The sequence below is a fragment of the Aeromonas sp. R6-1 genome (assembly GCF_040908165.1).
Classification (GTDB): Bacteria; Pseudomonadota; Gammaproteobacteria; order Enterobacterales; family Aeromonadaceae; genus Aeromonas; species Aeromonas caviae.
The window spans coordinates 165191-187619 of record NZ_JBFODF010000046.1; the positions used below are offsets into that span (position 1 = coordinate 165191).

General features: G+C 62.8%; 19 protein-coding genes. 9 read left to right on the plus strand and 10 right to left on the minus strand.

Features of this window, described 5'->3' with window-relative positions:
• The 5 genes from AB5Y68_RS15790 to AB5Y68_RS15810 form a co-directional block, all read right to left on the minus strand.
• A complete protein-coding gene (locus AB5Y68_RS15790) occupies window positions 1-483 on the minus strand; it encodes a molybdopterin-binding oxidoreductase (RefSeq protein WP_039038761.1) in 483 nt (160 codons plus the stop codon).
• A 329-nt stretch (window positions 484-812) separates the two neighbouring features.
• Window positions 813-2711, minus strand: coding sequence for a DEAD/DEAH box helicase (locus AB5Y68_RS15795; RefSeq protein ID WP_029314717.1), 1899 nt, complete (start codon window positions 2709-2711; stop codon window positions 813-815).
• A 180-nt stretch (window positions 2712-2891) separates the two neighbouring features.
• Entirely contained in the window at window positions 2892-3353 is a 462-nt protein-coding gene (locus tag AB5Y68_RS15800) for a hotdog fold thioesterase (protein ID WP_039038762.1), read from the minus strand.
• A gap of 126 nt (window positions 3354-3479) precedes the next feature.
• Window positions 3480-3968 carry a hypothetical protein gene (locus AB5Y68_RS15805; RefSeq protein ID WP_039038763.1) on the minus strand — a complete coding sequence of 163 codons (489 nt, stop codon included), beginning with the start codon at window positions 3966-3968 and terminating at the stop codon, window positions 3480-3482.
• Entirely contained in the window at window positions 3968-7024 is a 3057-nt protein-coding gene (locus tag AB5Y68_RS15810) for an FAD-binding and (Fe-S)-binding domain-containing protein (RefSeq protein WP_039038764.1), read from the minus strand. The genes AB5Y68_RS15805 and AB5Y68_RS15810 overlap by 1 nt, the downstream gene beginning before the upstream one ends.
• A gap of 169 nt (window positions 7025-7193) precedes the next feature.
• Between AB5Y68_RS15810 and AB5Y68_RS15815 the strand changes: the two genes are divergently transcribed.
• From AB5Y68_RS15815 to AB5Y68_RS15830, 4 genes are all read left to right on the plus strand, one after another.
• Window positions 7194-8120 (plus strand): cation diffusion facilitator family transporter, encoded by a 927-nt coding sequence (locus AB5Y68_RS15815; RefSeq protein ID WP_039038765.1) that lies wholly within the window; start codon window positions 7194-7196, stop codon window positions 8118-8120.
• A 299-nt stretch (window positions 8121-8419) separates the two neighbouring features.
• Window positions 8420-9961, plus strand: coding sequence for a TerC family protein (locus AB5Y68_RS15820; protein WP_368207339.1), 1542 nt, complete (start codon window positions 8420-8422; stop codon window positions 9959-9961).
• Window positions 9962-10136: 175 nt separating this feature from the next.
• Window positions 10137-11246, plus strand: coding sequence for an alkene reductase (locus tag AB5Y68_RS15825; RefSeq protein ID WP_039038767.1), 1110 nt, complete (start codon window positions 10137-10139; stop codon window positions 11244-11246).
• Window positions 11247-11386: 140 nt separating this feature from the next.
• Entirely contained in the window at window positions 11387-12373 is a 987-nt protein-coding gene (locus AB5Y68_RS15830) for a zinc-binding dehydrogenase (RefSeq protein WP_039038768.1), read from the plus strand.
• Between the two features lie 74 nt (window positions 12374-12447).
• Here AB5Y68_RS15830 and AB5Y68_RS15835 read toward each other — a convergent pair whose 3' ends face one another.
• Complete coding sequence (locus tag AB5Y68_RS15835; protein WP_039038769.1) at window positions 12448-13467, minus strand: adenosine deaminase; 1020 nt, start codon at window positions 13465-13467, stop codon at window positions 12448-12450.
• A gap of 201 nt (window positions 13468-13668) precedes the next feature.
• On the opposite strand from AB5Y68_RS15835, the gene AB5Y68_RS15840 reads away from it, so the two are divergent.
• The 5 genes from AB5Y68_RS15840 to AB5Y68_RS15860 all read left to right on the plus strand — a co-directional run bounded on the left by AB5Y68_RS15840 (window position 13669) and on the right by AB5Y68_RS15860 (window position 18222).
• A complete protein-coding gene (locus AB5Y68_RS15840; protein ID WP_010675115.1) occupies window positions 13669-14418 on the plus strand; it encodes an HAD-IIA family hydrolase in 750 nt (249 codons plus the stop codon).
• Between the two features lie 141 nt (window positions 14419-14559).
• Window positions 14560-14928 carry a cupin domain-containing protein gene (locus AB5Y68_RS15845; RefSeq protein ID WP_039038770.1) on the plus strand — a complete coding sequence of 123 codons (369 nt, stop codon included), beginning with the start codon at window positions 14560-14562 and terminating at the stop codon, window positions 14926-14928.
• Between the two features lie 206 nt (window positions 14929-15134).
• Entirely contained in the window at window positions 15135-16799 is a 1665-nt protein-coding gene (gene asnB, locus AB5Y68_RS15850; RefSeq protein ID WP_010675117.1) for an asparagine synthase B, read from the plus strand.
• 170 nt (window positions 16800-16969) lie between these two features.
• Entirely contained in the window at window positions 16970-17470 is a 501-nt protein-coding gene (locus tag AB5Y68_RS15855) for a thioredoxin family protein (protein WP_039038771.1), read from the plus strand.
• 128 nt (window positions 17471-17598) lie between these two features.
• Window positions 17599-18222 carry a glutathione S-transferase family protein gene (locus tag AB5Y68_RS15860; RefSeq protein ID WP_039038772.1) on the plus strand — a complete coding sequence of 208 codons (624 nt, stop codon included), beginning with the start codon at window positions 17599-17601 and terminating at the stop codon, window positions 18220-18222.
• A 72-nt stretch (window positions 18223-18294) separates the two neighbouring features.
• Here AB5Y68_RS15860 and maiA read toward each other — a convergent pair whose 3' ends face one another.
• From maiA to hppD, 4 genes are all read right to left on the minus strand, one after another.
• Window positions 18295-18933: a maleylacetoacetate isomerase gene (gene maiA / locus AB5Y68_RS15865; protein WP_010675120.1), complete on the minus strand. Its 639-nt coding sequence runs from the start codon at window positions 18931-18933 to the stop codon at window positions 18295-18297.
• Between the two features lie 69 nt (window positions 18934-19002).
• Window positions 19003-20001 (minus strand): fumarylacetoacetate hydrolase family protein, encoded by a 999-nt coding sequence (locus tag AB5Y68_RS15870; protein WP_039038773.1) that lies wholly within the window; start codon window positions 19999-20001, stop codon window positions 19003-19005.
• Window positions 20002-20011: 10 nt separating this feature from the next.
• On the minus strand, window positions 20012-21160 hold the full coding sequence (locus tag AB5Y68_RS15875; RefSeq protein WP_039038774.1) for a homogentisate 1,2-dioxygenase: 1149 nt from the start codon (window positions 21158-21160) through the stop codon (window positions 20012-20014).
• Entirely contained in the window at window positions 21153-22307 is a 1155-nt protein-coding gene (gene hppD / locus AB5Y68_RS15880; RefSeq protein ID WP_039038775.1) for a 4-hydroxyphenylpyruvate dioxygenase, read from the minus strand. The genes AB5Y68_RS15875 and hppD overlap by 8 nt, the downstream gene beginning before the upstream one ends.
• Window positions 22308-22429: the final 122 nt, after the last annotated feature.

Genomic DNA, 22429 nt, shown 5'->3' on the forward strand with positions numbered 1-22429 from the left:
TTATTTGCTCTCCAGCGCCGTCAGCTGCCACACCATTCGGCTGTGATAGAGCTCCTTGTTGAGTTCGGGATGGTCGGTGAGGGGATAAATGACCCAGAGCGGCCCCTTGTTGCGCAGAGTCAGCGCCTTGCCATCCTGCTTCTCGGCCACCAGCACCGGGTACTTCTCCCCGTCTTCCAGCGGCAGTGCGGCCCAGTATTCATTGACCGCGAGGGCCTTGACCTCCTGGCTCTTGAGACCGTAGATCCTGACCAGGTCCCGCAGCAACACCCCGCGATAGAGGTGCTCCCCCTCGGTCCAGGGCGTCCCTGTCTTAACCTCCGTCTGCGGCAAGGCCTCAAACTCTGCACGGGTCAGCACCACCTCCCCCTTGCCATTGCAGCACCCCGCCCCCGCAATTCTGAAGAAGGGCTCCTCCGCCAACACCATACCCGACACGAGCCATCCAGATATCAGCAACACCTTGCCAAGCCACTTGCCCATCACGCACCTCCCTGTCATACGGTTTATTTATTCATCTCACTCTGCTGACTCATATGCAAACAACAGAATGCACCTTCAGACCAAAGTCGCAGTCGTTTGCAACCAGCAACTATCTCTGCCCCTTCCAAAAGTACCCAATCGCTTCCCAAAGAATGACACCAGGCGCCACCCCCAGGCAAATGGATTGCACCAATTTCTTTTCACTGGCTCCTCATAAAGCCAGGTGCCCACCCCGGCCGGAAAAGGTGACAATCTTCGCTAGGCATCTGAAAAACAGACACAAAAAAGGCCGCTCCATGGAGCGGCCTTCTCATCAGTGCAGTCAGGGTTTAGCTGTCGCGGCGCTTGTTGCCACCGAATTTGCGACCCTTGTCGAAACCGCCTTCACGGCGATCCTTGTTGAAGGGACGGTCACCCTGGGGACGGCGATCCTTGTTGAAAGGACGGTCGCCACGGAACGGACGATCACCACGGGGCGGACGGGGAGCAGTGTTGCCACCGGCCGGCACTTCGGTGTAACGGGTGATCTGCAGCGGACGCTGGCAGACACGGGCCTTCTTGATCACTTCCAGCACCTCGGCGCTCATGCCCTTGGGCAGATCGACGGTGGAGAAGTCATCGGCGATGTCGATGTTGCCGATGAAGCGGCTCTCGATGTTCGCTTCGTTGGCGATGGCACCCACGATCTGGCCCGGCTTGACGCCGTGATGGGCGCCCACGTCGACACGGTAACGCTCCATCTCCACGTCCGGGTTGTCTTTCAGCGGACGCGGTTCGAGGGACGGCATGCGACGGGCCGGACGATCGCCACGGTCACCGAAGTCACGACCGCCACGGTCGTTGAACTCACGACGCTCGAAACCACCGCGATCGTTGCCAGCGTTGAACACCGGATCCGGAATGGAGTCATCCAGCAGCAGCGGTTGATCGCCCTGTACCAGCTTGGCCAGTGCGGCAGCCAGCTCCAGCGGATCGGCAGAATCTTCTTCGATCAGCTCGTTCACCAGGTTGTGGTAGATCTCGAGCTCTTCACCCATCATGGTTTCGCGGATGCGCTCCTTGAACTTGGCCAGACGGTGCTGGTTGATGTCCTCGGTGCTCGGCATCTTCATCGGCTCGATGGCTTGACGAGTGGCGTGCTCGATGGCACGCAGCATGCGACGCTCGCGCGGCGCCACGAACAGGATGGCTTCACCCTTGCGACCGGCACGGCCGGTACGGCCGATACGGTGAACGTAGGATTCGGTGTCGTAGGGAATGTCGTAGTTCACTACGTGGGTGATGCGCTCAACGTCCAGACCGCGGGCGACCACGTCGGTGGCGATCAGGATGTCCAGCTGGCCCTGACGCAGCTTGTCAACGGTACGCTCACGCAGTTTCTGCGGGATGTCACCGTGCAGCGCTTCACAGGCGTGACCACGGGCAGCCAGCTTGCCTGCCAGCTCTTCGGCGGCGTTCTTGGTACGCACGAACACCAGCAGGGCTTCGTAGGATTCCACTTCCAGCAGACGGGTCATGGCGTCCAGCTTGTGCAGACCGGTCACCTGCCAGTAACGCTGGCGAATGGTGGTGGCGGTCGCGGTCTTGGAGGCGATCTTGATCTCTTTGGGCTGCTTCAGGTGCTTCTGGGCAACACGACGGATCTGCTCCGGCATGGTGGCAGAGAACAGGGCAACCTGACGACCGGCCGGGCACTGATCCATGATCCAGTCCACGTCGTCGATGAAGCCCATGCGCAGCATTTCGTCCGCTTCATCCAGCACCAGGGCTTTCAGACCGGAGAGGTCCAGGTTCTTGCGACGGATCAGGTCCATCACGCGGCCCGGGGTACCCACGACAACCTGGGCACCGCGACGCAGGGCGCGGGTCTGGGTTTCGTAGGAAGCGCCGCCGTAGATGGGCAGCACGTGGAAATCGGGCATGTGGTGGGCATAGCGTTGGCACGCCTCTGCCACCTGCAGGGCCAGCTCGCGGGTCGGGGCCAGCACCAGGATCTGGGTGTTGCGGTTACCAGCTTCCAGACGAGACAACAGAGGCAAGGCAAAAGCAGCGGTCTTCCCTGTACCGGTTTGTGCCTGCCCCAGCAGATCATGTCCCGCCATCAGGTGGGGAATTGCTGCGGCCTGGATGGGAGACGGGCGCTCATAGCCCACGTCCTGCAGCGCTTTCAATACGGGCGCGGCCAGTCCAAGCTCACTAAAAAGGGGCAGTTGTTCGGTATCAGACATAGATTCTTCCAGATTAAGGCAGGCGGCTAACACCGCGGAATAGCAAAAAGGCGGCGATTATAGCGCCACTTTGTTCTGCTGTCTTGAAAAATGTGATAGGTGTCTCAAGACGTTGGCAATTATAGAGGGATCTCGCGACTATGGCTTGCTTATTTTTCACTCATGATGCGTTATTGCCGATCACGCTTCGCCAGAGTCCTTGTCCCGCTTGTGCTTGAGCACCGCCATGGTCAATCGGCTGGTGCACAATAAACGACCACGTTCATCGCGAATCTCGATCTGCCACACCTGAGTCGTCGCCCCCAGATGCAGCGGTGCGCAGCGCCCCGTCACCACCCCTTCTCGCTTGGCCCGTAGGTGATTGGCATTGACCTCCAGCCCCACGCAATAACTCTCCTCCCCCACCGCCATGTTGGCCGCAAGCGATCCCAGCGTTTCCGCCAGCACCACGGAGGCGCCGCCGTGCAGCATGCCGAGCGGTTGATGGGTGCGGTGATCCACCGGCATGGTGGCCTCCAGCCAGTCGGGGCCAAAGGCGGTGTAGACGATGTCGAGGTGGGCCATCAGGGTGTTGCGGGAGCTGGCATTGAGCCCCTCCAGGCTCATGGGTTTGCGCCAGATGGGGCTGCTTTCTTGACTCATGGTGAGCGGACTCCTTGCGTGATCAACGGGTTATCGCTGCGCTGTAGCGGTAAGCCAGCAGTGTCAGCGAAAAAGGAACAAAAAAAAAGATGCCCACGCCGGGGCATCTTGCATCGAGATTGACCCTCACCAGGGATAGGTCACCCCTGGCCACTCGGCCCAGATGCCGTCCCGCCCCGGCAGACGCGGCTCGGACCAGCGCCATACCTTGCCGAGCCAGGCGCGCAGTTCGGCTTCGAGTTCGCTGTCAGTGAGCGGCGCCTCGGCCACCTTCCAGAAGAAGAGCTCCACCTGCACCTCCGGCAGCACCGACGGATAGAGGTAAACCCCGCCCCAGAAGCGGGGCTCCCTGTCCGGGCTCCAGAGGCCATAGGCAAAGGAGCGCTTGGCCAGGAACTCGGAACGTTGCCACTCCAGATCGGCCTCGTGTTGGCTCAGGCTGAAATGGGCGGAGGGCCACACATCGTCCGGGCGAAACAGCTGATGGAGCTGCTCCCGCTCGCGCAGGATGGCGACAAACTCCACCACGGCCTGGGACGGCGTGGTGGGGAGCAACAGAAAATGCGGGTGCCGATAGGCCTTTGGCACCCGGAATCCCTTGGGAAAGTGGAGCATCAGAGCAGTTCCAGCAGGGCCTGCAGCGGGTGCTTGAGCTTCTCCCCCTCCATCCGCTTGACCTGGCTGCGGCACGAATAGCCGGTGGCCAGGCAGCGAGCCTTGGGCAGGCGTTCAAGAGGCTCGGCCCAGCTCAGACCGTAGATCCCCTTGGAGTTCTCCACCTGTTTGGCGTCGTGACCATAGGTGCCCGCCATGCCGCAGCAACCCACCGACACCGGCTGCAAACGCGCACCGAAGCGGCCGAACAGGGTGCTCCAGTCACCGTGGGTGGTGGGCTTGGCGGTCTTCTCGGTGCAGTGGGCAAACAGATACCAGGGGTCGGTGCCAGCCTCTTCCCGCAGCGGCAGCGCCTCGTCAGGCAGGGAGAGCAGCCACTCCTGGGGCAGCAGCACCTGGAAATCACCGCGGGCGGGGCCAAGCGCCTTCACGTACTCGTCCCGGTAGCAGAGCACCAGAGAGGGGTCCACCCCCACCATGGGGATGCCGAGGGCCGCCACCTTGTTGAGGAACTGGGCGCTGCTGGCAGCGGTACGGGCGAAGGCCCGCAGGAATCCCTTCACGTGCTGAGGCTTGCCGTTGGGTTTGAACGGCAGCAGGTAGGGCTGATAGCCCAGCTTGCTGGCCAGCTTCACCAGGTCACGCACCACGGGGGCGTCGTAGTAGCTGGTGAAGGGATCCTGCACGATGAGCACCACTTTTTGGCGCTGCTCGGGGTTCATGGCCTCGAGGCCCGGCAGATCGAAATAGCGGGCGCGGTGATCCCGCAGCTCCTCGGCCAGGGTCGGTACGGAGAGCAGCGGCACATCCACCATGCCGATGCTCTTCTCGGTCGCCTTCTGGGCCCACTCTTTTTCGAGGAAGAAGTTGACCAGTTTCGGCGCCTTGGCCAGCAGGGGCGCATAGCTCTCTACCGTGCCCACGAAGTAATCCTTGGGGCCGCGCAGATAGCGGCTGTGATAGAGCTGCATGAAGCGGGCGCGGAAGGTGGGTACATCCACCTTGATGGGGCACTGGCTGGTGCATGCCTTGCACGCAAGGCACCCCTCCATCGCCTCCATCACCTCGTGGGAGAAGTCATACTCGCCGCGGGCGCGGGCCACCGTATTGCGGAACTTGTCGACGATCTGCTTGAAGCGCAGACCGCCGCTTTGCAGCGCCACCTCTTCGGCAAGGGGATCGAAGCCCTGCTCCGACAATTGGCGCAGCCATTCACGCATCAGGCCAGCCCGCCCCTTGGGGGAGTGACGGCGGTCTCGGCTGATCTTGACCGAGGGGCACATGGGGGAGTCGGTCTCGAAGGTGAAGCAGAGACCATTGCCGTTGCAATCGAGGGCCCGGGTATAGCTCTCGCGCACGGCAATCGGGATCTGGCGGTCGAACTTGCCGCGCTTGGGCCCGTCCACCGAGACAAGCGAAGCGCCGCTGCCATAAGGCATGCAGATCTTGCCCGGGTTGATGCGATTGGCCGGGTCGAACGCCCCCTTGACCCGTTGCAGCTCCTCCCACAGCTCGCCGAAGAAGGCGGGGCTGTATTCGGAGCGAAAGCCCTTGCCGTGCTCCCCCCACATCAGGCCGCCGTATTTGGCGGTGAGCGCCACCACCTGATCGGAGATGCGCCGCAGCAGCACCTCCTGCTCCGGATCGCACAAGTCCAGCGCCGGGCGCACGTGCAGCACCCCGGCATCGACGTGGCCGAACATGCCGTAGTCAAGGCCATGGGCGTCCAGCAGGGCACGAAACTCCATGATGAAGTCCGCCAGGGATTCCGGCGGCACGGCGGTGTCTTCGGTGAAGGCCACCGGCTTCTTGCGCCCCTCGGCGTTGCCGAGCAGCCCCACCGACTTCTTGCGCATGCCATAGATGGTCTCGATGCTCGGCAGGTGGTCGCACACCTGATAGCCAATGACCCCGGCCTCACCACGCGCCAGCAGACCGTCGATGCGCCGGCACAGCTCCGCCACCTTGGCCTTGTGCTCGGCCTCGTCGGTATCCGCAAACTCGACGATGTTGAGCCCCTGCAGATCCTTGCCCGGCACATCCTGGATGAGATCCTTCACCGAGTGCCAGATGATGTCGGCGCGGGCCAGTCCCAGCACCCGGGAGTCCACCGTTTCCACCGACAGCGCATGGGCCTGTACCATAAAGGGGGCGTTTCTGAGCGCGGAGGGGAAGCTGTCGTACTTGACGTTGACGAGCGTGCGGTAGCGCGGGATAGGGGTGATGTTGAGCCTAGCTTCGGTGATAAAACCCAAGGAGCCTTCCGAGCCGCACAGCACCCGGCTGACGTCCAGGGTGTCGCTCTCGGGTTGATAGAGGTGCTTGAGATCGTAACCGGTCAGAAAGCGGTTGAGCTTGGGGAAGGTGGCTTCGATGTCGGCGCGCCGCTCGCGGCCGATGCGATAGAGGGTGCGATAGATCTCCCCCTCCCGGTTCTCCAGCGCCAGCTTGTCCGCCAGACGCTGGCCGGTCACCGGCTCGGTGGCCATGATATCACCGTTTTCCAGCACGGCCTTGAGGCCGAGCACGTGATCCGAGGTCTTGCCGTACACCAGCGACCCCTGCCCCGAGGCATCGGTGTTGACCATGCCCCCCAGGGTGGCCCGGTTGGAGGTGGAGAGATCCGGCGAGAAGAAGTAGCCGTGGGGCTTCAAATAGGCATTGAGCTGGTCTTTGACCACCCCGGCCTGGGCCCGCACCCAACCCTCTTCCAGATTAATTTCCATGATCTGGTTCATATGGCGCGAGAGATCGACGATAATGCCGCCGCCCAAGGATTGGCCATTGGTGCCGGTACCGCCGCCGCGAGGGAAGAAACTCAAGGTCGCGTACTCAGGCCCCTGGGCCAACTTGAGCATCACTGCAATATCGTCCGCACTGCGCGGATAGAGAACCGCCTGAGGTACGACCTGATAGACGCTGTTATCCGTCGCCATCGCCAACCGGCTTGCATAAGACTTTTCGATATCACCACGAAATGCTGATCGCGCCAGCAACTCAAGAAACTGCAGGGTTGTAGGTGACAAACTGTCCTGGTAATCGAGTCTCGGGATCATGAATCCTTGTTCCCATCCTTTGCTTGATGCCGGCATTCCGGCGACAACGACCGTTCGGACCTGCTTCTTTGCGGGTGTCCGAACCAGTCCGCTCACATGTGAGCGGGCAGTATATCAGCTAGAAAACCGCTTGCGCGCGCAATCTTCACCATTTGAAAGGAGGACTTTTATGGCTCACTACAGCCATGTTATCAGTACGCTTATTCGCACCGAAAAACAGGCCCTGACCCTGTCGCTGTTTGGTTGCATCACCTTTGCCATTTTCGGGATCGGCTATGGTCTGTTCGTCGGTTCCAACGCCATCATGCTGGACGGCATCTTCACCCTGTTCAGCATGGGCATGACGGGCCTTGGGCTCATCACCGCCTACCTGGTCACCCGCCCCTCCGACGCCCGTTTCCAATACGGCTACGCCCACTTCGAACCCATCGCCAACGTCATCAACGGCGCCATCATTCTGCTGCTCTGCCTCGGCGCCCTCTATGGCGGCATCACCTCCCTGCTGGCAGGAGGACGGGAGATCGATCTCGGCCACGCCCTCATCTATGCCGTCGTCTCCACCTTCTTCTGCGGCATCCTCTATCTCATCGAGGCCGACGTGGCCGAGCGGATCAACTCCGAGCTGGTGCGGGTGGACTCCAAGGAGTGGCTGGTGGATACCCTGCTCAGCGCCACCCTGCTCATCGGCTTTCTGGTCGCCATCGGGCTCGATACCCTGGGTTACGGCCACTACAACCGCTACATAGACCCGGTGCTGGTCTCGCTGCTGGCCCTGTGTGCCACCCTTATTCCCATCAAGGTGCTCGGTCGCAACCTGCGGGAAGTGCTGAAGATTGCCCCCAAGGGGGGTGTCTCCCGGCTGGTGGCCAGCGAAGTCGAGGCCCTGCGCCTGCGCCATGGGGTCGAGTGCTACAGCCACCTGGCAAAAAGCGGCCGCCGCTTCGATCTCGAGCTCAACATCCTGGTGGCCCCCGGCCAGGAGTGGCCCGTCGAACGCCAGGATGCCCTGCGCCAGGAGCTCTGGTCCCGCCTCGGCGATACCCTGGGGGATGCCTGGCTCTCGGTCTGCTTCACCCGGGAAAAACGCTGGTTGTAAGCCGCAAGACGGGGCTTCCCTGGCAAGCCCCGCCTGTCCCTGTTGCCCTGTTGGGCGAGCGCCTCCCCCTGCGCGTCCAGACCCCCTTGCCAAATGGCGGCGAGTCGTTATCATCAGGGCTCACTTTTGACCCGAGGTTTTATTGCCCATCATGGACAATCCCCGAAGTAGCTCTTCGTCTTTTCCCATCAAAGCCTATCTGTACCTGCTCAACCAACGCCTCTGAAGCGATCGTCTCCGTCACCACGGCCACGCCGTGACCACGATTCACTGCATCTGTCTTCATTGAGGTCAATCACATGGAATTCTTGCTGGACCCGTCAATCTGGGTCGGTCTGCTTACCCTGATCATCCTGGAAATCGTTCTCGGGATCGACAACCTGGTCTTCATCGCCATCCTGGTGAAAAAACTGCCCCCCGCCCAGCGGGACAAGGCGCGCATCATCGGTCTCTCCCTGGCCCTGCTGATGCGCCTGGGACTGCTCACCATCATGTCATGGCTGGTCACCCTCACGGCGCCTCTGCTGCACATCTGGGATCACCCCTTCTCCGGTCGGGATCTCATCCTGATGGGAGGCGGCCTCTTCCTGCTGTTCAAGGCCACCTCCGAGCTGCATGAGCGACTCGAGGCCAAGCCCGAGGAGCAAGGCGGCACCGGCGTCTATGCCGGGTTCGGGGTGGTGATCGCCCAGATCTTGGTGCTGGATGCGGTCTTCTCCCTGGACTCCATCATCACCGCCGTCGGCATGGTGGATCACCTCGGCGTCATGATGGCGGCCGTGACCATCGCCATGGTAGTGATGGTGCTCGCATCCAAGCCCCTGACCCGCTTCGTCAACGCCCACCCCACTGTGGTGGTGCTCTGCCTGAGCTTCCTCTTGATGATCGGCTTCAGCCTGGTGGCGGAGGGCTTCGGCTTCCACATTCCGAAGGGCTACCTCTACGCGGCCATCGGCTTCTCGGTGCTCATCGAGTTCTTCAACCAGCTCGCCCAGCGCAGTGCCCTGCGCCATGAGGCGCGCCAGCCCCTGCGCGAGCGCACCACCGCCGCCATCTTCAAGCTGATGGGGGGGAACAAGCGCTCAGCCCACCCGCAGGAGGACGAAGAAGAGGTGCAGGCTCAGCCCCTGCCCCCTGGTTTCGGTGAAGAGGAGCGTTACATGGTGAGCGGCGTGCTGTCGCTGGCCGAGCGTTCCATTCGCACCATCATGACCCCGCGCTCCGAGATGGAGTGGATCGACGTGAGCGACAGCGAGGACGAGATCCGCGCCCTGCTGCAACGGGCCCCCCACAGCCTGTTCCCGGTCTGTGACGGGGAGCTGGACGAGATCATCGGGGTGGTCAAGGCTCGGGATCTGCTGTTTGCCCTCAACGAGGGGCAATCCCTGGCAGCACTAGCCAGACAGAACGAGCCCGTCATCGTGCCCCAGACCATCAACGTGATCCGGCTGCTGGCGGAGCTGCGCCAGGCCAGGGGCAGCCTCATCCTGGTGGCGGACGAGTTTGGCGTCATCCAGGGGCTGGTCACCAACCACGATCTGCTGGAGGCCATCGTCGGAGAGCTGCCGGACGAGGACGAGACCCTCGATGTGGTGCGCGAGGGCGAGCATTGGCTCATCCACGGCACCACCAACATCCATCAGGTGGAGCAGGCCCTGAACTGCGACGGTCTGGTGAGCGAGAGCGACGAGTACGTGACCCTGGCGGGCATGCTGCTCTCCCACTTCGGCAGCCTGCCCGACGTCGGTCAGCAGTTGCACCTCGGCCAGTTCTGCTTCGAGGTCATGGCCGTGAGCGAGCGGCGCATCGAGCGAGTACGGGTCACCCCACTCTCCCCCTGATCATCGGTGGCAATGCAGCAAAAGAGGGCCTTTGGCCCTCTTTTTTCTGGCCCGAGCCCGGCCCCTCCCGCGCCATTGCTGCGATAACGGCAATTCTCTTCTGCAATACCCCCTCTTTTTCACAATAACAATCCCCTCTAAAGTCACCTCACTCCCAAAGATTGAGGAATCCATCATGCACCACGATCCCCTGTTCTGCCCCCTTCGCCTCGGCCAGCTGCACCTTGCCAACCGCATCGTCATGCCCCCCATGACCCGCTCCCGCGCCAGCCAGCCCGGGGACGTGGCCAACGCCATGATGGCGACCTACTACGCCCAGCGTGCCGGGGCCGGCCTCATCATCAGCGAAGGCACCCAGATAGACCCCCTGGGCAAGGGCTACGCCTGGACGCCGGGCATCCACAGCGCCGAGCAGGTGGCAGGCTGGAAGCAGGTAACAGACGCGGTCCACGCCGAGGGGGGCATCATGTTCGCCCAGCTCTGGCACGTGGGCCGGGTCACCCATCCTGACAACATCGGCGGCGCCCAGCCCCTCTCCTCCTCCGCCATCCAGGCCAAGGGAGTGAAGGTGTTCGTCGACAACGGCAGCGATGCCCCGGGGTTTGTGGAGACCGTCACCCCGCGCGCCATGACCCAGGCCGACATCGACGCCGTGGTGGGGCAGTTTCGCCAGGCCGCCCGCAACGCCATGGAGGCGGGCTTTGACGGCATCGAGTTGCACGCCGCCAACGGCTACCTCATCAACCAATTCCTCGACTCCGAGTCCAATACCCGCACCGACGGCTATGGCGGTTCGCTCGAAAACCGGCTGCGTTTCCTCAAAGAGGTGACCGAGGCGGTCTGTGACGAGATCGGTCCCGACCGGGTCGGGGTACGCCTTGCGCCGCTCACCACCCTCAACGGCACCGTGGATGCCAACCCCCAGGAGACCTATCTGGCCGCCGCGCGCCTGCTGGGCAAGCTCGGCGTGGTCTATCTGCACGTCGCCGAAGCGGACTGGGACGACGCCCCCCTGATGGCGGAGAGCTTCAAGCAGGGGCTGCGCGACGCCTTCCCCAACACCCTCATCTACGCCGGCAAGTACGATGGGGAACGCGCCCGCGCCGCCATCGAGGCAGGCTGGGCCGACATGATTGGTTTCGGTCGCCCCTTCGTGGCCAACCCCGACTTGCCGAACCGCCTGCGCCACGGCCATCCGTTCGCTCCCCATGATCCCGCCACCCTGTTTGGCGGCGGCGAGAAAGGGCTGACTGACTACCCCGTCTATGGGGCAGAGCGGGCATAAGGCGGCTCGCGCCGAACGCCTTACCGGGCGGCCCCCACCAGCGTGGGGTCCGCCTGGTTGTCTTGCCAGTGCAACAACAACTCAAGACATTGTTACGCCATATGACTCAATCTGCGCTCCCTCTCTTTCAAGGAGTCACCATGACCCATACCCAGGCCTGGTGCTGGCACGCCCCCGGCGAACCGGACCAGCTCACCCTCACCCGGCAAGCGCTCCCCGCCCCCGGCCCCGACGAGGTCCTCGTCGCCAACCGGATCATCGCCGTCAATCCGGTGGACTGGAAACTCATCGAACAGGGTCATCCCCACTGGCAGCCAGGCCATGTGCCCGGCGTCGATGGCATGGGCACCCTGGTGGCACTGGGGGCCAACGTCACCCACCTGCGCCCCGGCACCCGGGTCGCCTATCACACCGACTTGCGCCACGGCGGCAGCTTTGCCCGCCACACCCTGGTGCCGGCTCGCGCCCTGATGCCGGTGCCCGATGCCCTGAGCGACGAGGCGGCCGCCGCGCTCCCCTGCCCCGGCCTCACCGCCTGGCAGGCGCTGGCCAAGCTGCCTCACCTGCACGGGGAGGCCCTGCTCATCACGGGGGCTGGCAGCAGTGTCGGCCGCTTCGCGGTGCAACTTGCCCTTAAGCAGGGGGCCCGCGTCTTTGCCAGCGCCAGCCCGCGCCACCACCAGTGGCTCAAACAGCTAGGCGTGCAGGGGGTGGCGGACTATCGGGATCCCGACTGGCTGGCCCAGTTGCAGGCCGCCAACGGCGGTGAACCCTTCGAGGGGATCATCGATCTGGTCTCCAGCCAGCAGGCAGAAGCCTTGCTGCCTGCCCTTGGCTATTACGGCCACATGGTGACGGTGCTCGGGCGCATCGCGCGCAACCCGCTGCCCGCCTTTAGCCATTGCCACTCATTGCACGAGATTGCCCTCGGCGCCCAGCACGCCTTTGGCTCGGATAAACAGTGGAGCCGTCTGGTGGCGGCCGGTGTCGCCATGATGGCGCAGATGGCGAGCGGCGAGCTGACCCTGCCGCCGCTGGTGGTGGGCGACTTCGACGCCCTGCCCGCCCTGCTCACCCACGTCAAGCAGGAGGGACAAGGGGAAAAGTATCTGGTGAGGGTGGGTTGATACCCGCCCAACGATGGCACAAAGAGGCCCGCCATGGCGGGCCTCCTCCATTCAAGGTGTGCAAGGCGGCCTGCTCAGTGCAGGCTCACCCCGTGCAGGGCGGCATGGAGGCGAATGTCCCGGGTCAGGCGCACCTTGTCCGCAAGGCTCAGCCAGCTCGCCTCCACGGCATTGAGACTAAGGCGGCACAGCTGCTCCTGGCTGGCGCCAAGCCCGTCGGCCAGGGCCTGAAAGTTGGCCCCCAGGTATCCCCCGAAATAGGCGGGATCGTCGGAGTTGACGGTGACGCAGAGCCCCTGCTCCAGCAGCCTCAGCACATTGTGCTGGGCCATCTGGTCAAACACCCTGAGGCGCACGTTGGAGAGGGGGCAGACGGTGAGGGGCAGCCGTGTATCCGCCAGATAGCTCAGCAGCGCGGGATCCTCGACGCAGCGCACCCCGTGATCGATGCGCTGCACCCCGAGCTCCCGGATCGCCTGCCAGATGTAGTCCGCAGGTCCCTCCTCCCCCGCGTGGGCCACCACAGGCAACCCCAGTTCCCTGGCCCGGGCAAAGACCCGGGCAAACTTGCTGGGCGGGTTGCCCTGCTCCCCTGAATCGAGGCCGACCCCGTGCAGGCGCGCCAGGTGCGGCATGGCCTCTGCCAGGGTGGCGAATGCCGCCTCTTCACTCAGGTGGCGCAGGAAGCTCATGATGAGCCGCCAGCTGATGCCAAAGGCTGCTTCGCCAGCCTGCAACGCCCGCTCGATGCCCCCCAGCACGGTGGCAAAAGGCACCCCGCGGGCGGTGTGAGTCTGGGGGTCGAAAAAGATCTCCACGTGCACCACGTGATCGGCAACGCAGCGCTCGAGATAGGCCCAGGTGAGGTCGAAGAAGTCCTGTTCGTGGATGAGCACGCTGGCACCGAGGTAGTAGAGATCGAGGAAGGATTGCAGGCCGTCGAACTCATAGGCGGCGCGCAGGCTGTCGACATCGGGCCAGGGCAGCGCCACCCCGTTGCGCTGGCCGAGGGCGAACATCAGCTCGGGTTCGAGGGTCCCCTCGATATGCAGGTGCAGTTCCAGCTTGGGCAAGCCGGCAATAAAGTGCTCCATGATGACGGCTCCATCGTCAGACTCCGTGCGGACACCACCGGGGCGGCGCCCTCTCTTCGCCTTCATTGTGCACCCATCTGGCCCGCCGGAGGAGACTTGTCATCAAAGGGCCTTATAATGGCGGCACAAAAACCATAACCGATTGAAGAGACGAACAGAGGGATGCCCTGTCCCCGCTCTTGCGCCCTACAAGGAGAATTCATGAAGAAAAACGTCATCTGTGACATTGACGGCGTCATCCTGCACAACAACGATCTCATTCCCGGCGCCGACCGCTTCGTCCACCGCCTGCTGGAGCAGGGCAGCAAGCTGCTGTTTCTGACCAACTACCCGGCCCAGACCCAGAAAGATCTGCAAAACCGCTTCCGCTCCGCCGGAATAGAGGTCCCCGAGGAGTGCTTCTACACCTCCGCCATGGGCACCGCCGACTTTCTCAAGCGCCAGGATGGCAAGAAGGCCTATGTGATCGGCGAAGGGGCCCTGACCCACGAGCTCTACAAGGCCGGCTTCACCATCACCGATATCGACCCGGACTTCGTGGTGGTGGGGGAGACCCGCAACTACAACTGGACCATGATGCAGCAGGGCGCCAAGTTCGTGGATCAGGGGGCCCGCTTCATCGCCACCAACCCCGATACCCACGGCCCCCTGATGTACCCGGCCTGCGGCGCCCTGTGTGCCCCCATCGAGCGGATGACCGGCAAGAAGCCCTTCTATGTCGGCAAGCCGAGCGCCTGGATCATTCGCGCGGCCCTCAACCGGATGGAGGCTCACTCCGACGACACCATCATCATCGGCGACAACCTGCGCACCGACATCCTGGCAGGCTTCCAGGCCGGTCTCGAGACGGTGCTGGTGCTCTCCGGGGTGAGCAAGGTGGCGGACATCGACCGCATGCCGTTTCGACCGAACCACATCTTCGACTCCGTGGTGGACATCGACATCGTCTGATCCCGGGTGCCGCCCTTCCGGTAGCCTTCAGCCTGCACGGGCCCCCTTGGCAAAGGGGGCCCGTTTCGTTTAACGTAAGCGCAACATCGTTAAACAAACTAAACGGGAGCAGGATGCTCCTTCGCCACTCAAGGACGCACCATGAAGAGCCTGAACGACTGGATCCTGCTGGACAAGCACACTGTCTCCCCCACCCCGATGATGCCCGCCCCCGAGCGCATCAGGGCCGGAACGCCGAGCCAGACGGCATGGAACCACTACTCCGACCCGAGCCAGCAGTTTCACGTGGGCTTCTGGGCTTGCGAGCCGGGCTGCTGGGCCGTTCACTATACCGAACACGAATACTGCCAGATGCTGGAAGGGGAGGCGGTGATCCACGATGAGCAAGGCGGCCGGCTGCACCTCAAACCGGGGGATCAGTTCGTCATTCCCGCCGGTTTTGTCGGGCAGTGGGAGACCCTCACCCCTTGCCGCAAGCTCTATGTGATCTTCGAACCCGCCGCGACTTGACGCGCACGTCAACCCTGACCCTCTCTCTTCAGGCGGCCGGACGGCCGCCATTCCCTGGCGCAACTTGACGCTTACGGCATGATTTTCTGCGGTTTTCCCGCTTGCAAAAGGGTTTTCCGCTAGGCATTGTGATTGGCGAGGAATGTAAATGGAATTTCGAGCCCAAACGTGGGGGGCTCATATAAAAATCAAGAGGATTACCGCCAATGTGTTCTATTTTCGGCATTCTGGACATCAAGACCGACGCCACTGCCCTGCGCAAATCGGCCCTGGAGATGTCCAAGCGACTGCGTCACCGCGGGCCTGACTGGTCCGGCGTCTACAGCTCCGACAAGGCCATCCTGGTGCACGAGCGCCTGGCCATCGTCGATCCGGGCAACGGCGCACAGCCTCTCTACAACCCCGAGCGCACGCACGTATTGGCCGTCAACGGCGAGATCTACAACCACAAGGAGCTGGAGAAGAACCTCAAGGTCGACTTCCAGTTCCAGACCCACTCCGACTGTGAAGTGCTGCTGGCCCTCTACAAGGAGAAAGGCCCGGCGTTCCTGGACGATCTGAACGGCATCTTCGCCTTCATCCTCTATGACGCCGAGCAGGATGCCTACCTGATTGGTCGCGACCACATGGGGATCATCCCCCTCTATACCGGCCGCGACGAACACGGCAACTTCTACGTCGCCTCCGAGATGAAGGCGCTGGTGCCCGTGTGCAAGAGCGTCGAAACCTTCCCGCCGGGACACTACCTGTGGAGCAAGGATGGCGAGCTCAAACAGTGGTACAAACGGGACTGGATGGAATACGCGCCGGTCGAGCACAACGTCAGCGACAAGGCCGAGCTCAAAGCGGCCCTGGAAGCGGCGGTCAAGCGCCAGCTGATGTGCGACGTGCCCTATGGCGTGCTGCTCTCCGGTGGTCTGGATTCGTCCGTCATCTCCGCCATCACCAAGCTCTATGCCGCCCGCCGGGTGGAAGACGATGGCAAGAGCGAAGCCTGGTGGCCCCAGCTGCACTCCTTCGCCGTCGGCCTGGAAGGGTCGCCGGATCTCGCCGCCGCCCGCAAGGTGGCCGATCACCTGGGCACCATCCACCACCAGATCCACTTCACCGTGCAGGAAGGGCTGGATGCCCTGCGGGACGTCATCTATCACCTCGAGACCTATGACGTCACCACCATCCGCGCCTCCACCCCGATGTATCTGATGGCCCGCTACATCAAGGCGATGGGGATCAAGATGGTGCTGTCGGGAGAGGGCTCCGACGAGCTGTTCGGCGGCTACCTCTACTTCCACAAGGCCCCCAACGCCCGTGAGTTCCACGAGGAGAACGTGCGCAAGCTCGCCTCCCTGCATCTGTATGACTGCCTGCGGGCCAACAAGTCCATGGCCGCCTGGGGCGTGGAAGGCCGCGTGCCCTTCCTCGACAAGGAGTTCATGGACGTGGCGATGCGCCTCAATCCCGCCGACAAGATGTGCGGCAAGGGCAAGATCGAGAAACACATCCTGCGGGAAGCCTTCGAGGATCTGCTGCCCCACGAAGTGGCGTGGCGCCAGAAGGAGCAGTTCTCCGACGGCGTGGGCTATTCGTGGATTGACAGCCTCAAAGCCATGGTCGAGGAAGAGGTGACGGATCAGATGTTCGAGGCCGCGGCCTTCCGCTTCCCCGTCAATACCCCGCTCACCAAGGAGGCGTACTACTACCGCGCCATCTTCGACGAGCACTTCCCGCTGGAGTCCGCCGCCCGCACCGTGCCCTACGGCAAGTCGGTCGCCTGCTCCACCCCGACCGCGCTCGAATGGGATGCCAAGTTCAAGGAGATGGCCGACCCCTCCGGTCGCGCCGTGATGGACGTCCACCAGCAGGGTTACTGATCGCCCCTGACCTGAATACAAAGCCCCTCTTGAGGGGCTTTGTTGTTTTCTGCCATTCCATTGCCGCTTTTTTTGCCTTCCCCTTCCCTGTTTGCGGCTTGGCGCAGGAAACGCCTCGTGTCACATTGTCTGCGCCTGGAAGCAAAGATAACGACACAAGGAAGAGACCCATGAAACGACTGTTACTGCCCCTGATGCTGGGCTCCCTCCTTTTCAATGGCGCCGCCTGCGCGGGCGACCACCTCTGGAGTCAGAGCCTGCCCGATTACAGCCAGGGTTATGACGAGACGCGGGATCCGGCCCGCGATCTCGCCGCCGCTACCGCCAAGGCCAGTGCCGAGGGCAAGAAAATCCTGCTGCTGGTGGGGGGCGAATGGTGCAGCTGGTGCCAGGAGATGAACCGCTTTCTGGACCGGGAACCCGATCTCGCCGGCCAGCTCAACCGCACCTTCGTGGTGGTCAAGGTGAACGTCAGCGAGCAGAACAAGAATGAATCCTTCCTGAAAGCCTATCCCGAGTATCTGGGGGTCCCCCACTTCTACGTGCTGGATGCCAAGGGCAGGCTGCTCGAGTCCTTCAACACCGGGCTGCTGGAGAAGGGGAAGAGTTACGACGGGGAGAAACTCGGCAAATTTATCGCCTATTTCCAGCCCAGGCCCCCCCACGGCTGACTCGCCAGTCAATAAAACAGGGCCCCGCACGGTCAGTGACAGTGCAGGGCCCTGATGGCTACGCAAACAGGGAAGTGGCATGTCTGCGACAAACAGGCCATCCATCACCCCGGACAAGGACGAAAAAGATGTTGCGAATACTGGGCAAGGCGTCGTCAATCAATGTGCGCAAGGTACTGTGGACCTGTGCCGAGCTGACCCTCCCGTTCGAGCTGGAGGAGTGGGGATCCGGCTTCAAACCCACGGATACCCCGGCGTTTCTGGCGCTCAACCCCAATGCCATGGTGCCCGTCATTCAGGATGAGGATTTTACGCTGTGGGAGTCGAACACCATCATCCGCTACCTGGCGACGCGCCATGGTGCCAATGCACTCTATCCCGCCGAGGCGAGAGCCAGGGCTCGGGTCGATCAATGGATTGACTGGCAGGCATCGGACTTGAACACCGCCTGGCGCTACGCCTTCCTGTCGCTGGTGAGGCGCTCCCCCCAGCATCAAGACCATCAGGCCCTTCACGCAGCTTGCCTGCAGTGGTCTCACTGCATGGAGATCCTGGAGAGACAGCTTCAAACAACCGGAGGATATGTGGCCGGTCCGCACTTCTCACTGGCAGACATTCCCATCGGGCTGTCAGTCAACCGCTGGCTGGAGACGCCCTATGATCGCCCGTCGCTACCCGCCGTGGACGACTACTACCAGCGACTGAAAGAGCGGCCGGGGTTTCGACGCTATGGGGCCAATGGCACGCCCTGAGGCGAGCAAGATAACCCGGGCAAGGAAAGAGACGGCAGACCGGGCCAACGCGCTGGCCCGGTCTGCACAGCTTCAGGGCTGGGCATCCGGCTGATTGGCGGGGGCGGCCTTGATAAAGGCCTGCAACTGCTCGCAGTTGGCGACGATGCGCGCAATGGTGGGGTAGTCATCCAGAGTCATGTCGAAGCGACGGGCGTTGTAGACCTGGGGCACCAGCATGCAGTCCGCCAGGGTGACCTCGTTGCCCACGCAATAGATGCCGGCGGTGGTCATGAGAAGCTGCTCCAGCGCGGTGAAGGTCTCGTCAATCCAGTGGCGATACCAGGCATCCCGCGCCATCTTGCTCTGCCCCAACTCCTGCTCCAGGTAGTGCAGCACGCGCAGGTTGTTGAGGGGGTGGGTGTCACAGGCGATCATGTTGACGATCTGGCGCACCCGGGCACGTTCGATGGGGGCGGAGGGCATCAGGGGGTAGGCGGGATAGGTCTCGTCGAGGTACTCCATGATGGCCACCGACTGACCCAGATGCACGTCATCGTCCACGAGAAACGGCACCAGCCCCTGGGGATTGACCCGGCGGTAGGCCTTCTCCTTCTGCTCACCCTGCCGCAAGTTGACCGGGTGCTGCTCATAATCGAGCCCCTTGAGTTGCAGTACCAAACGCACGCGAAAGCTGGCCGATGAGCGCCAATATCCAAACAACTGCAGCATAATGTGTCCCTGTGGTGGCAGGTGTCTGCCACCTGCCGTGTCGCCCGCCCCTCCCGGGGTCGGGCTCTCCTAGCTCGCCCGCTCGGCCGTTGCTTGCGTGACCCGCTGCAAAATGGTGCCAAACAGACTCATCCCGTTGCGATCCTGCATCGCGATGGACACTGTATCACCAAAGCGCAGAAAGGGTGTAGTGGCTTGACCTGACTCGATAATTTCCAGCATCCGCCGCTCGGCAAGGCAGGAGGATCCCCGGCTTCTGTCGTAGTTGGATACGGTGCCCGAGCCGATGATGCAGCCCGCCCCGAGCGGCCTTGTCTTGGCGGCATGGGCAATCAGCTCATCAAAGTTGAAGGTCATGTCCACCCCGGCGTCGGGCTGCCCGAACAGGGCGCCGTTGAGGTAGGTCACCAGGGGCAGGTGGACCTTGCCATCGCGCCAGTCATCCCCCAGCTCGTCCGGGGTGATGGCCACCGGCGAGAAGCTGCTGGAGGGCTTGGACTGGAAGAAGCCGAAGCCCTTGGCAAGCTCCCCGGGGATGAGGTTGCGCAGGCTCACGTCGTTGACCAGCATCAAGAGCTTGATGTGGCTCGCCGCCCCCTGCGAACAGGTGCCCATGGGCACGTCGTCGGTGATGACGGCGACTTCCGACTCGAAGTCGATACCCCACTCCTCGGAGCCCATCACGATGGGGCCACGGGGCGGCAGGAAGCTGTCAGAGCCTCCCTGATACATCAGGGGATCGTGCCAGAAGCTTTCTGGCATGTCGGCGCCGCGCGCCTTGCGCACCAGCTCCACGTGATTGACGTAGGCACTGCCGTCAATCCACTGGTAGGCGCGAGGCAGCGGGGAGAGGCACGCCTCCTCATCGAAGGGGAAGGCGTCGGGGCAGGCGCCCTCGTTGAGTCGCTGATAAACCTTCGCCAATTGCGGCGCCACTTCGCCCCACTGGTCGAGGGCCGACTGCAGGGTCGGGGCAATGGTCGTCACATGGACGGCGCGCGCCAGATCGCGGCTCACCACCACCAGGGCGCCGTCGCGCTTGCCATTGTTCAGGGTTGCCAATTTCATATCGAATTCCTTATTTGCCGAGCGTCTCTGGACGCTGCCAGCTGGTGACATAACCGGGGTGTTCGACCCCTTCGCAGATGGGGCCGACGACCAGGGCATCACGGGTGTCTAGCATCACCGCCACCTCGTCGGTGAAGGTCTTGGCATGGGCCAGCCCCGCCGCAAAGGCCTTGGGATGGGGACCATGGGTGAAGCCGGCAGGGTGGAAGGTGACCATGCCCCGCTTGATGTTGTCCCGGCTGAAGAAGTCCCCGGCGTGGTAGAAGAGCACTTCGTCGAAGTCGTCGTTGCTGTGGTAGAAGGGCACCCGCAGGGCGCCTGGATCGCTCTCGATGGGACGCGGCACGAAGGTGCAGACCACGAACCGGCTCGCCACGAAGGTGGAGTGAGCCGAGGGAGGCAGGTGGTAGCGGTGGCTCATCAGCGGGCGGATATCCCGCCAGTTGAGGCGCACCACGCACAAGTCCCCGTGCCACCCTTGTGCATCCAGCGGGTTGAACGGCCAGGTGACGACCGAGACCTGATCGTGGCGCTTGATCTGCAGCGACCAGGGGTTTTCATCCTGCTGGGCCAGGAAGCGCTCGTTGATGGCGGGCACGTCCAGGGCCGCCGGATCGAAGATGGCGTGATTGCCCACCAGTCCCTTGTCCGGCAGCTGATAACTGTCTTCCGTCGCCTCTATCATCAGGATGAAGAGGGGCGCGGTGGGCTCGATGCGCCACATGGTGCCACGGGGGATCACCACATAGTCGCCATCTCTCAAGATGAGGTGCCCGTAGTCGCAGTAGAACTCGCCTCCCCCCTCGTGAATGAACAGGAGCTCGTCGCCATCGGCGTTTCGCACCAGAAACGGCATGGGCTCATGCAGGCGCCAGATGCGGTAGCGGCAGTGGGGGTTGCTGAGAATATCCGGCATCACCCAGGGGGAGAGGGAGCTCACCTCCTCCTGCAGATCGTTCAAGTCAAACGCCCGTGGCCGAAGCGGCCCTTCCCAGTTGACCCAGTCGGTGGGAGCATGCTTGTGGTGCATGTGGGTGGCCGGACCGAAGAAGCCCGAGCGCCCCAGCTCGCGCTCATAGATGGCCTGCTCCGGCAGATCGGCATGGGCCTGGCGGGAGTGGGTTCCCTCCCGATGGGGGAAGCTTATCCAGTTACGCATCGCTCGGTTCTCCGTTTTTCTGGCCCTGCGCGGCACTGTTCACCTCCCCTTGCGTGGATCCGTCCAGCACGCCACGGCGGATCTGATCCAGCTCGATGGATTCGAACAGTGCCTGGAAGTTGCCCTCACCAAAGCCCTCGTTGCCCTTGCGCTGGATGATCTCGAAGAACACGGGCCCGATCACGGTATCGGTGAAGATCTGCAGCAGAATGCCGTCCTTCGTCGGCGAGCCGTCGATGAGGATGCGCAGCTCTTTCAGCGCCGCCAGATCCTCCTGATGACCCGCCACCCGGCTGTCCACCTTCTCGTAGTAGGTGTCCGGCGTCGGCATGAAGCCGGTTCCCCGCCCTCTGAGCGTGCGGATGGTGCGATAGATGTCGGCAGAGGCGAGCGCGATGTGCTGGATCCCCTCCCCCTTGTACTGGCGCAGGTACTCCTCTATCTGGGACTTGTCGTCCGCCGACTCGTTGATGGGAATGCGAATTTTGCCGCAAGGGGCCGTCATGGCGCGCGAGTGCAGTCCGGTCAGCTTGCCCTCGATGTCGAAGTAGCGGATTTCCCGGAAGTTGCCGATCCGCTCGTAGAAATTCGACCAGAGGTTCATGTTGCCGCGATGGACGTTGTGGGTCAGGTGGTCGATCTCATAGAGCCCCGCGTCCACCTCGGCCATGCGGGCCTGCCAGTCGGGGTAGAAGATAAAGTCCACGTCATAGATGGAGCCCCGCTCGCCATAGCGATCGACAAAGGAGAGGGTACTCTCGCCGATGCCGTAGATGGCGGGGATGTTGAGTTCCATGGGGCCTATTTTGCCCACAAACGGCTTGGCCCCCTGGCCGATGGCGTACTGCTGGGCACGGCCGGCATCGCTCACCCGAAACGCCATGCCGCACACGCTCGGACCATGGGCCCGGGCAAACTCCTCCGCCTGGGAGTGGGGCTCGGCATTGACCACGAAGTTGATGTCCCCCTGGCGATAGAGCCAGCACTGCTTGTGCCTGTGCTTGGCCACTTCGGCAAAGCCCAGTGAGACGAACAGCGCCTTGAGGGCCGCAATGCCCTTGAGATCCGGCGCCGTGTACTCGACAAACTCAAACCCGTCGGTGCCAAGGGGGTTGATGGTGTGAGTACGGGAAGAGGGGGTGGTCATGATGCGCTCCTTGCGATGAACTGATAACGAAACGGGTCACGCCGCAAGGGCTCGACAGGCAGCCCGCACGGCATTGTTAACAACTTGTTTCATTAGAGTGGCGAGCGCAGGGAATGAGAAGG

Coding starts and splice junctions, on each gene's coding strand:
- AB5Y68_RS15790 (WP_039038761.1), bottom strand. CDS start 483: ATGGGCAAGTGGCTTGGCAAGGTGTTGCTGATATCTGGATGGCTCGTG.
- AB5Y68_RS15795 (WP_029314717.1), bottom strand. CDS start 2,711: ATGTCTGATACCGAACAACTGCCCCTTTTTAGTGAGCTTGGACTGGCC.
- AB5Y68_RS15800 (WP_039038762.1), bottom strand. CDS start 3,353: ATGAGTCAAGAAAGCAGCCCCATCTGGCGCAAACCCATGAGCCTGGAG.
- AB5Y68_RS15805 (WP_039038763.1), bottom strand. CDS start 3,968: ATGCTCCACTTTCCCAAGGGATTCCGGGTGCCAAAGGCCTATCGGCAC.
- AB5Y68_RS15810 (WP_039038764.1), bottom strand. CDS start 7,024: ATGATCCCGAGACTCGATTACCAGGACAGTTTGTCACCTACAACCCTG.
- AB5Y68_RS15815 (WP_039038765.1), top strand. CDS start 7,194: ATGGCTCACTACAGCCATGTTATCAGTACGCTTATTCGCACCGAAAAA.
- AB5Y68_RS15820 (WP_368207339.1), top strand. CDS start 8,420: ATGGAATTCTTGCTGGACCCGTCAATCTGGGTCGGTCTGCTTACCCTG.
- AB5Y68_RS15825 (WP_039038767.1), top strand. CDS start 10,137: ATGCACCACGATCCCCTGTTCTGCCCCCTTCGCCTCGGCCAGCTGCAC.
- AB5Y68_RS15830 (WP_039038768.1), top strand. CDS start 11,387: ATGACCCATACCCAGGCCTGGTGCTGGCACGCCCCCGGCGAACCGGAC.
- AB5Y68_RS15835 (WP_039038769.1), bottom strand. CDS start 13,467: ATGGAGCACTTTATTGCCGGCTTGCCCAAGCTGGAACTGCACCTGCAT.
- AB5Y68_RS15840 (WP_010675115.1), top strand. CDS start 13,669: ATGAAGAAAAACGTCATCTGTGACATTGACGGCGTCATCCTGCACAAC.
- AB5Y68_RS15845 (WP_039038770.1), top strand. CDS start 14,560: ATGAAGAGCCTGAACGACTGGATCCTGCTGGACAAGCACACTGTCTCC.
- asnB (WP_010675117.1), top strand. CDS start 15,135: ATGTGTTCTATTTTCGGCATTCTGGACATCAAGACCGACGCCACTGCC.
- AB5Y68_RS15855 (WP_039038771.1), top strand. CDS start 16,970: ATGAAACGACTGTTACTGCCCCTGATGCTGGGCTCCCTCCTTTTCAAT.
- AB5Y68_RS15860 (WP_039038772.1), top strand. CDS start 17,599: ATGTTGCGAATACTGGGCAAGGCGTCGTCAATCAATGTGCGCAAGGTA.
- maiA (WP_010675120.1), bottom strand. CDS start 18,933: ATGCTGCAGTTGTTTGGATATTGGCGCTCATCGGCCAGCTTTCGCGTG.
- AB5Y68_RS15870 (WP_039038773.1), bottom strand. CDS start 20,001: ATGAAATTGGCAACCCTGAACAATGGCAAGCGCGACGGCGCCCTGGTG.
- AB5Y68_RS15875 (WP_039038774.1), bottom strand. CDS start 21,160: ATGCGTAACTGGATAAGCTTCCCCCATCGGGAGGGAACCCACTCCCGC.
- hppD (WP_039038775.1), bottom strand. CDS start 22,307: ATGACCACCCCCTCTTCCCGTACTCACACCATCAACCCCCTTGGCACC.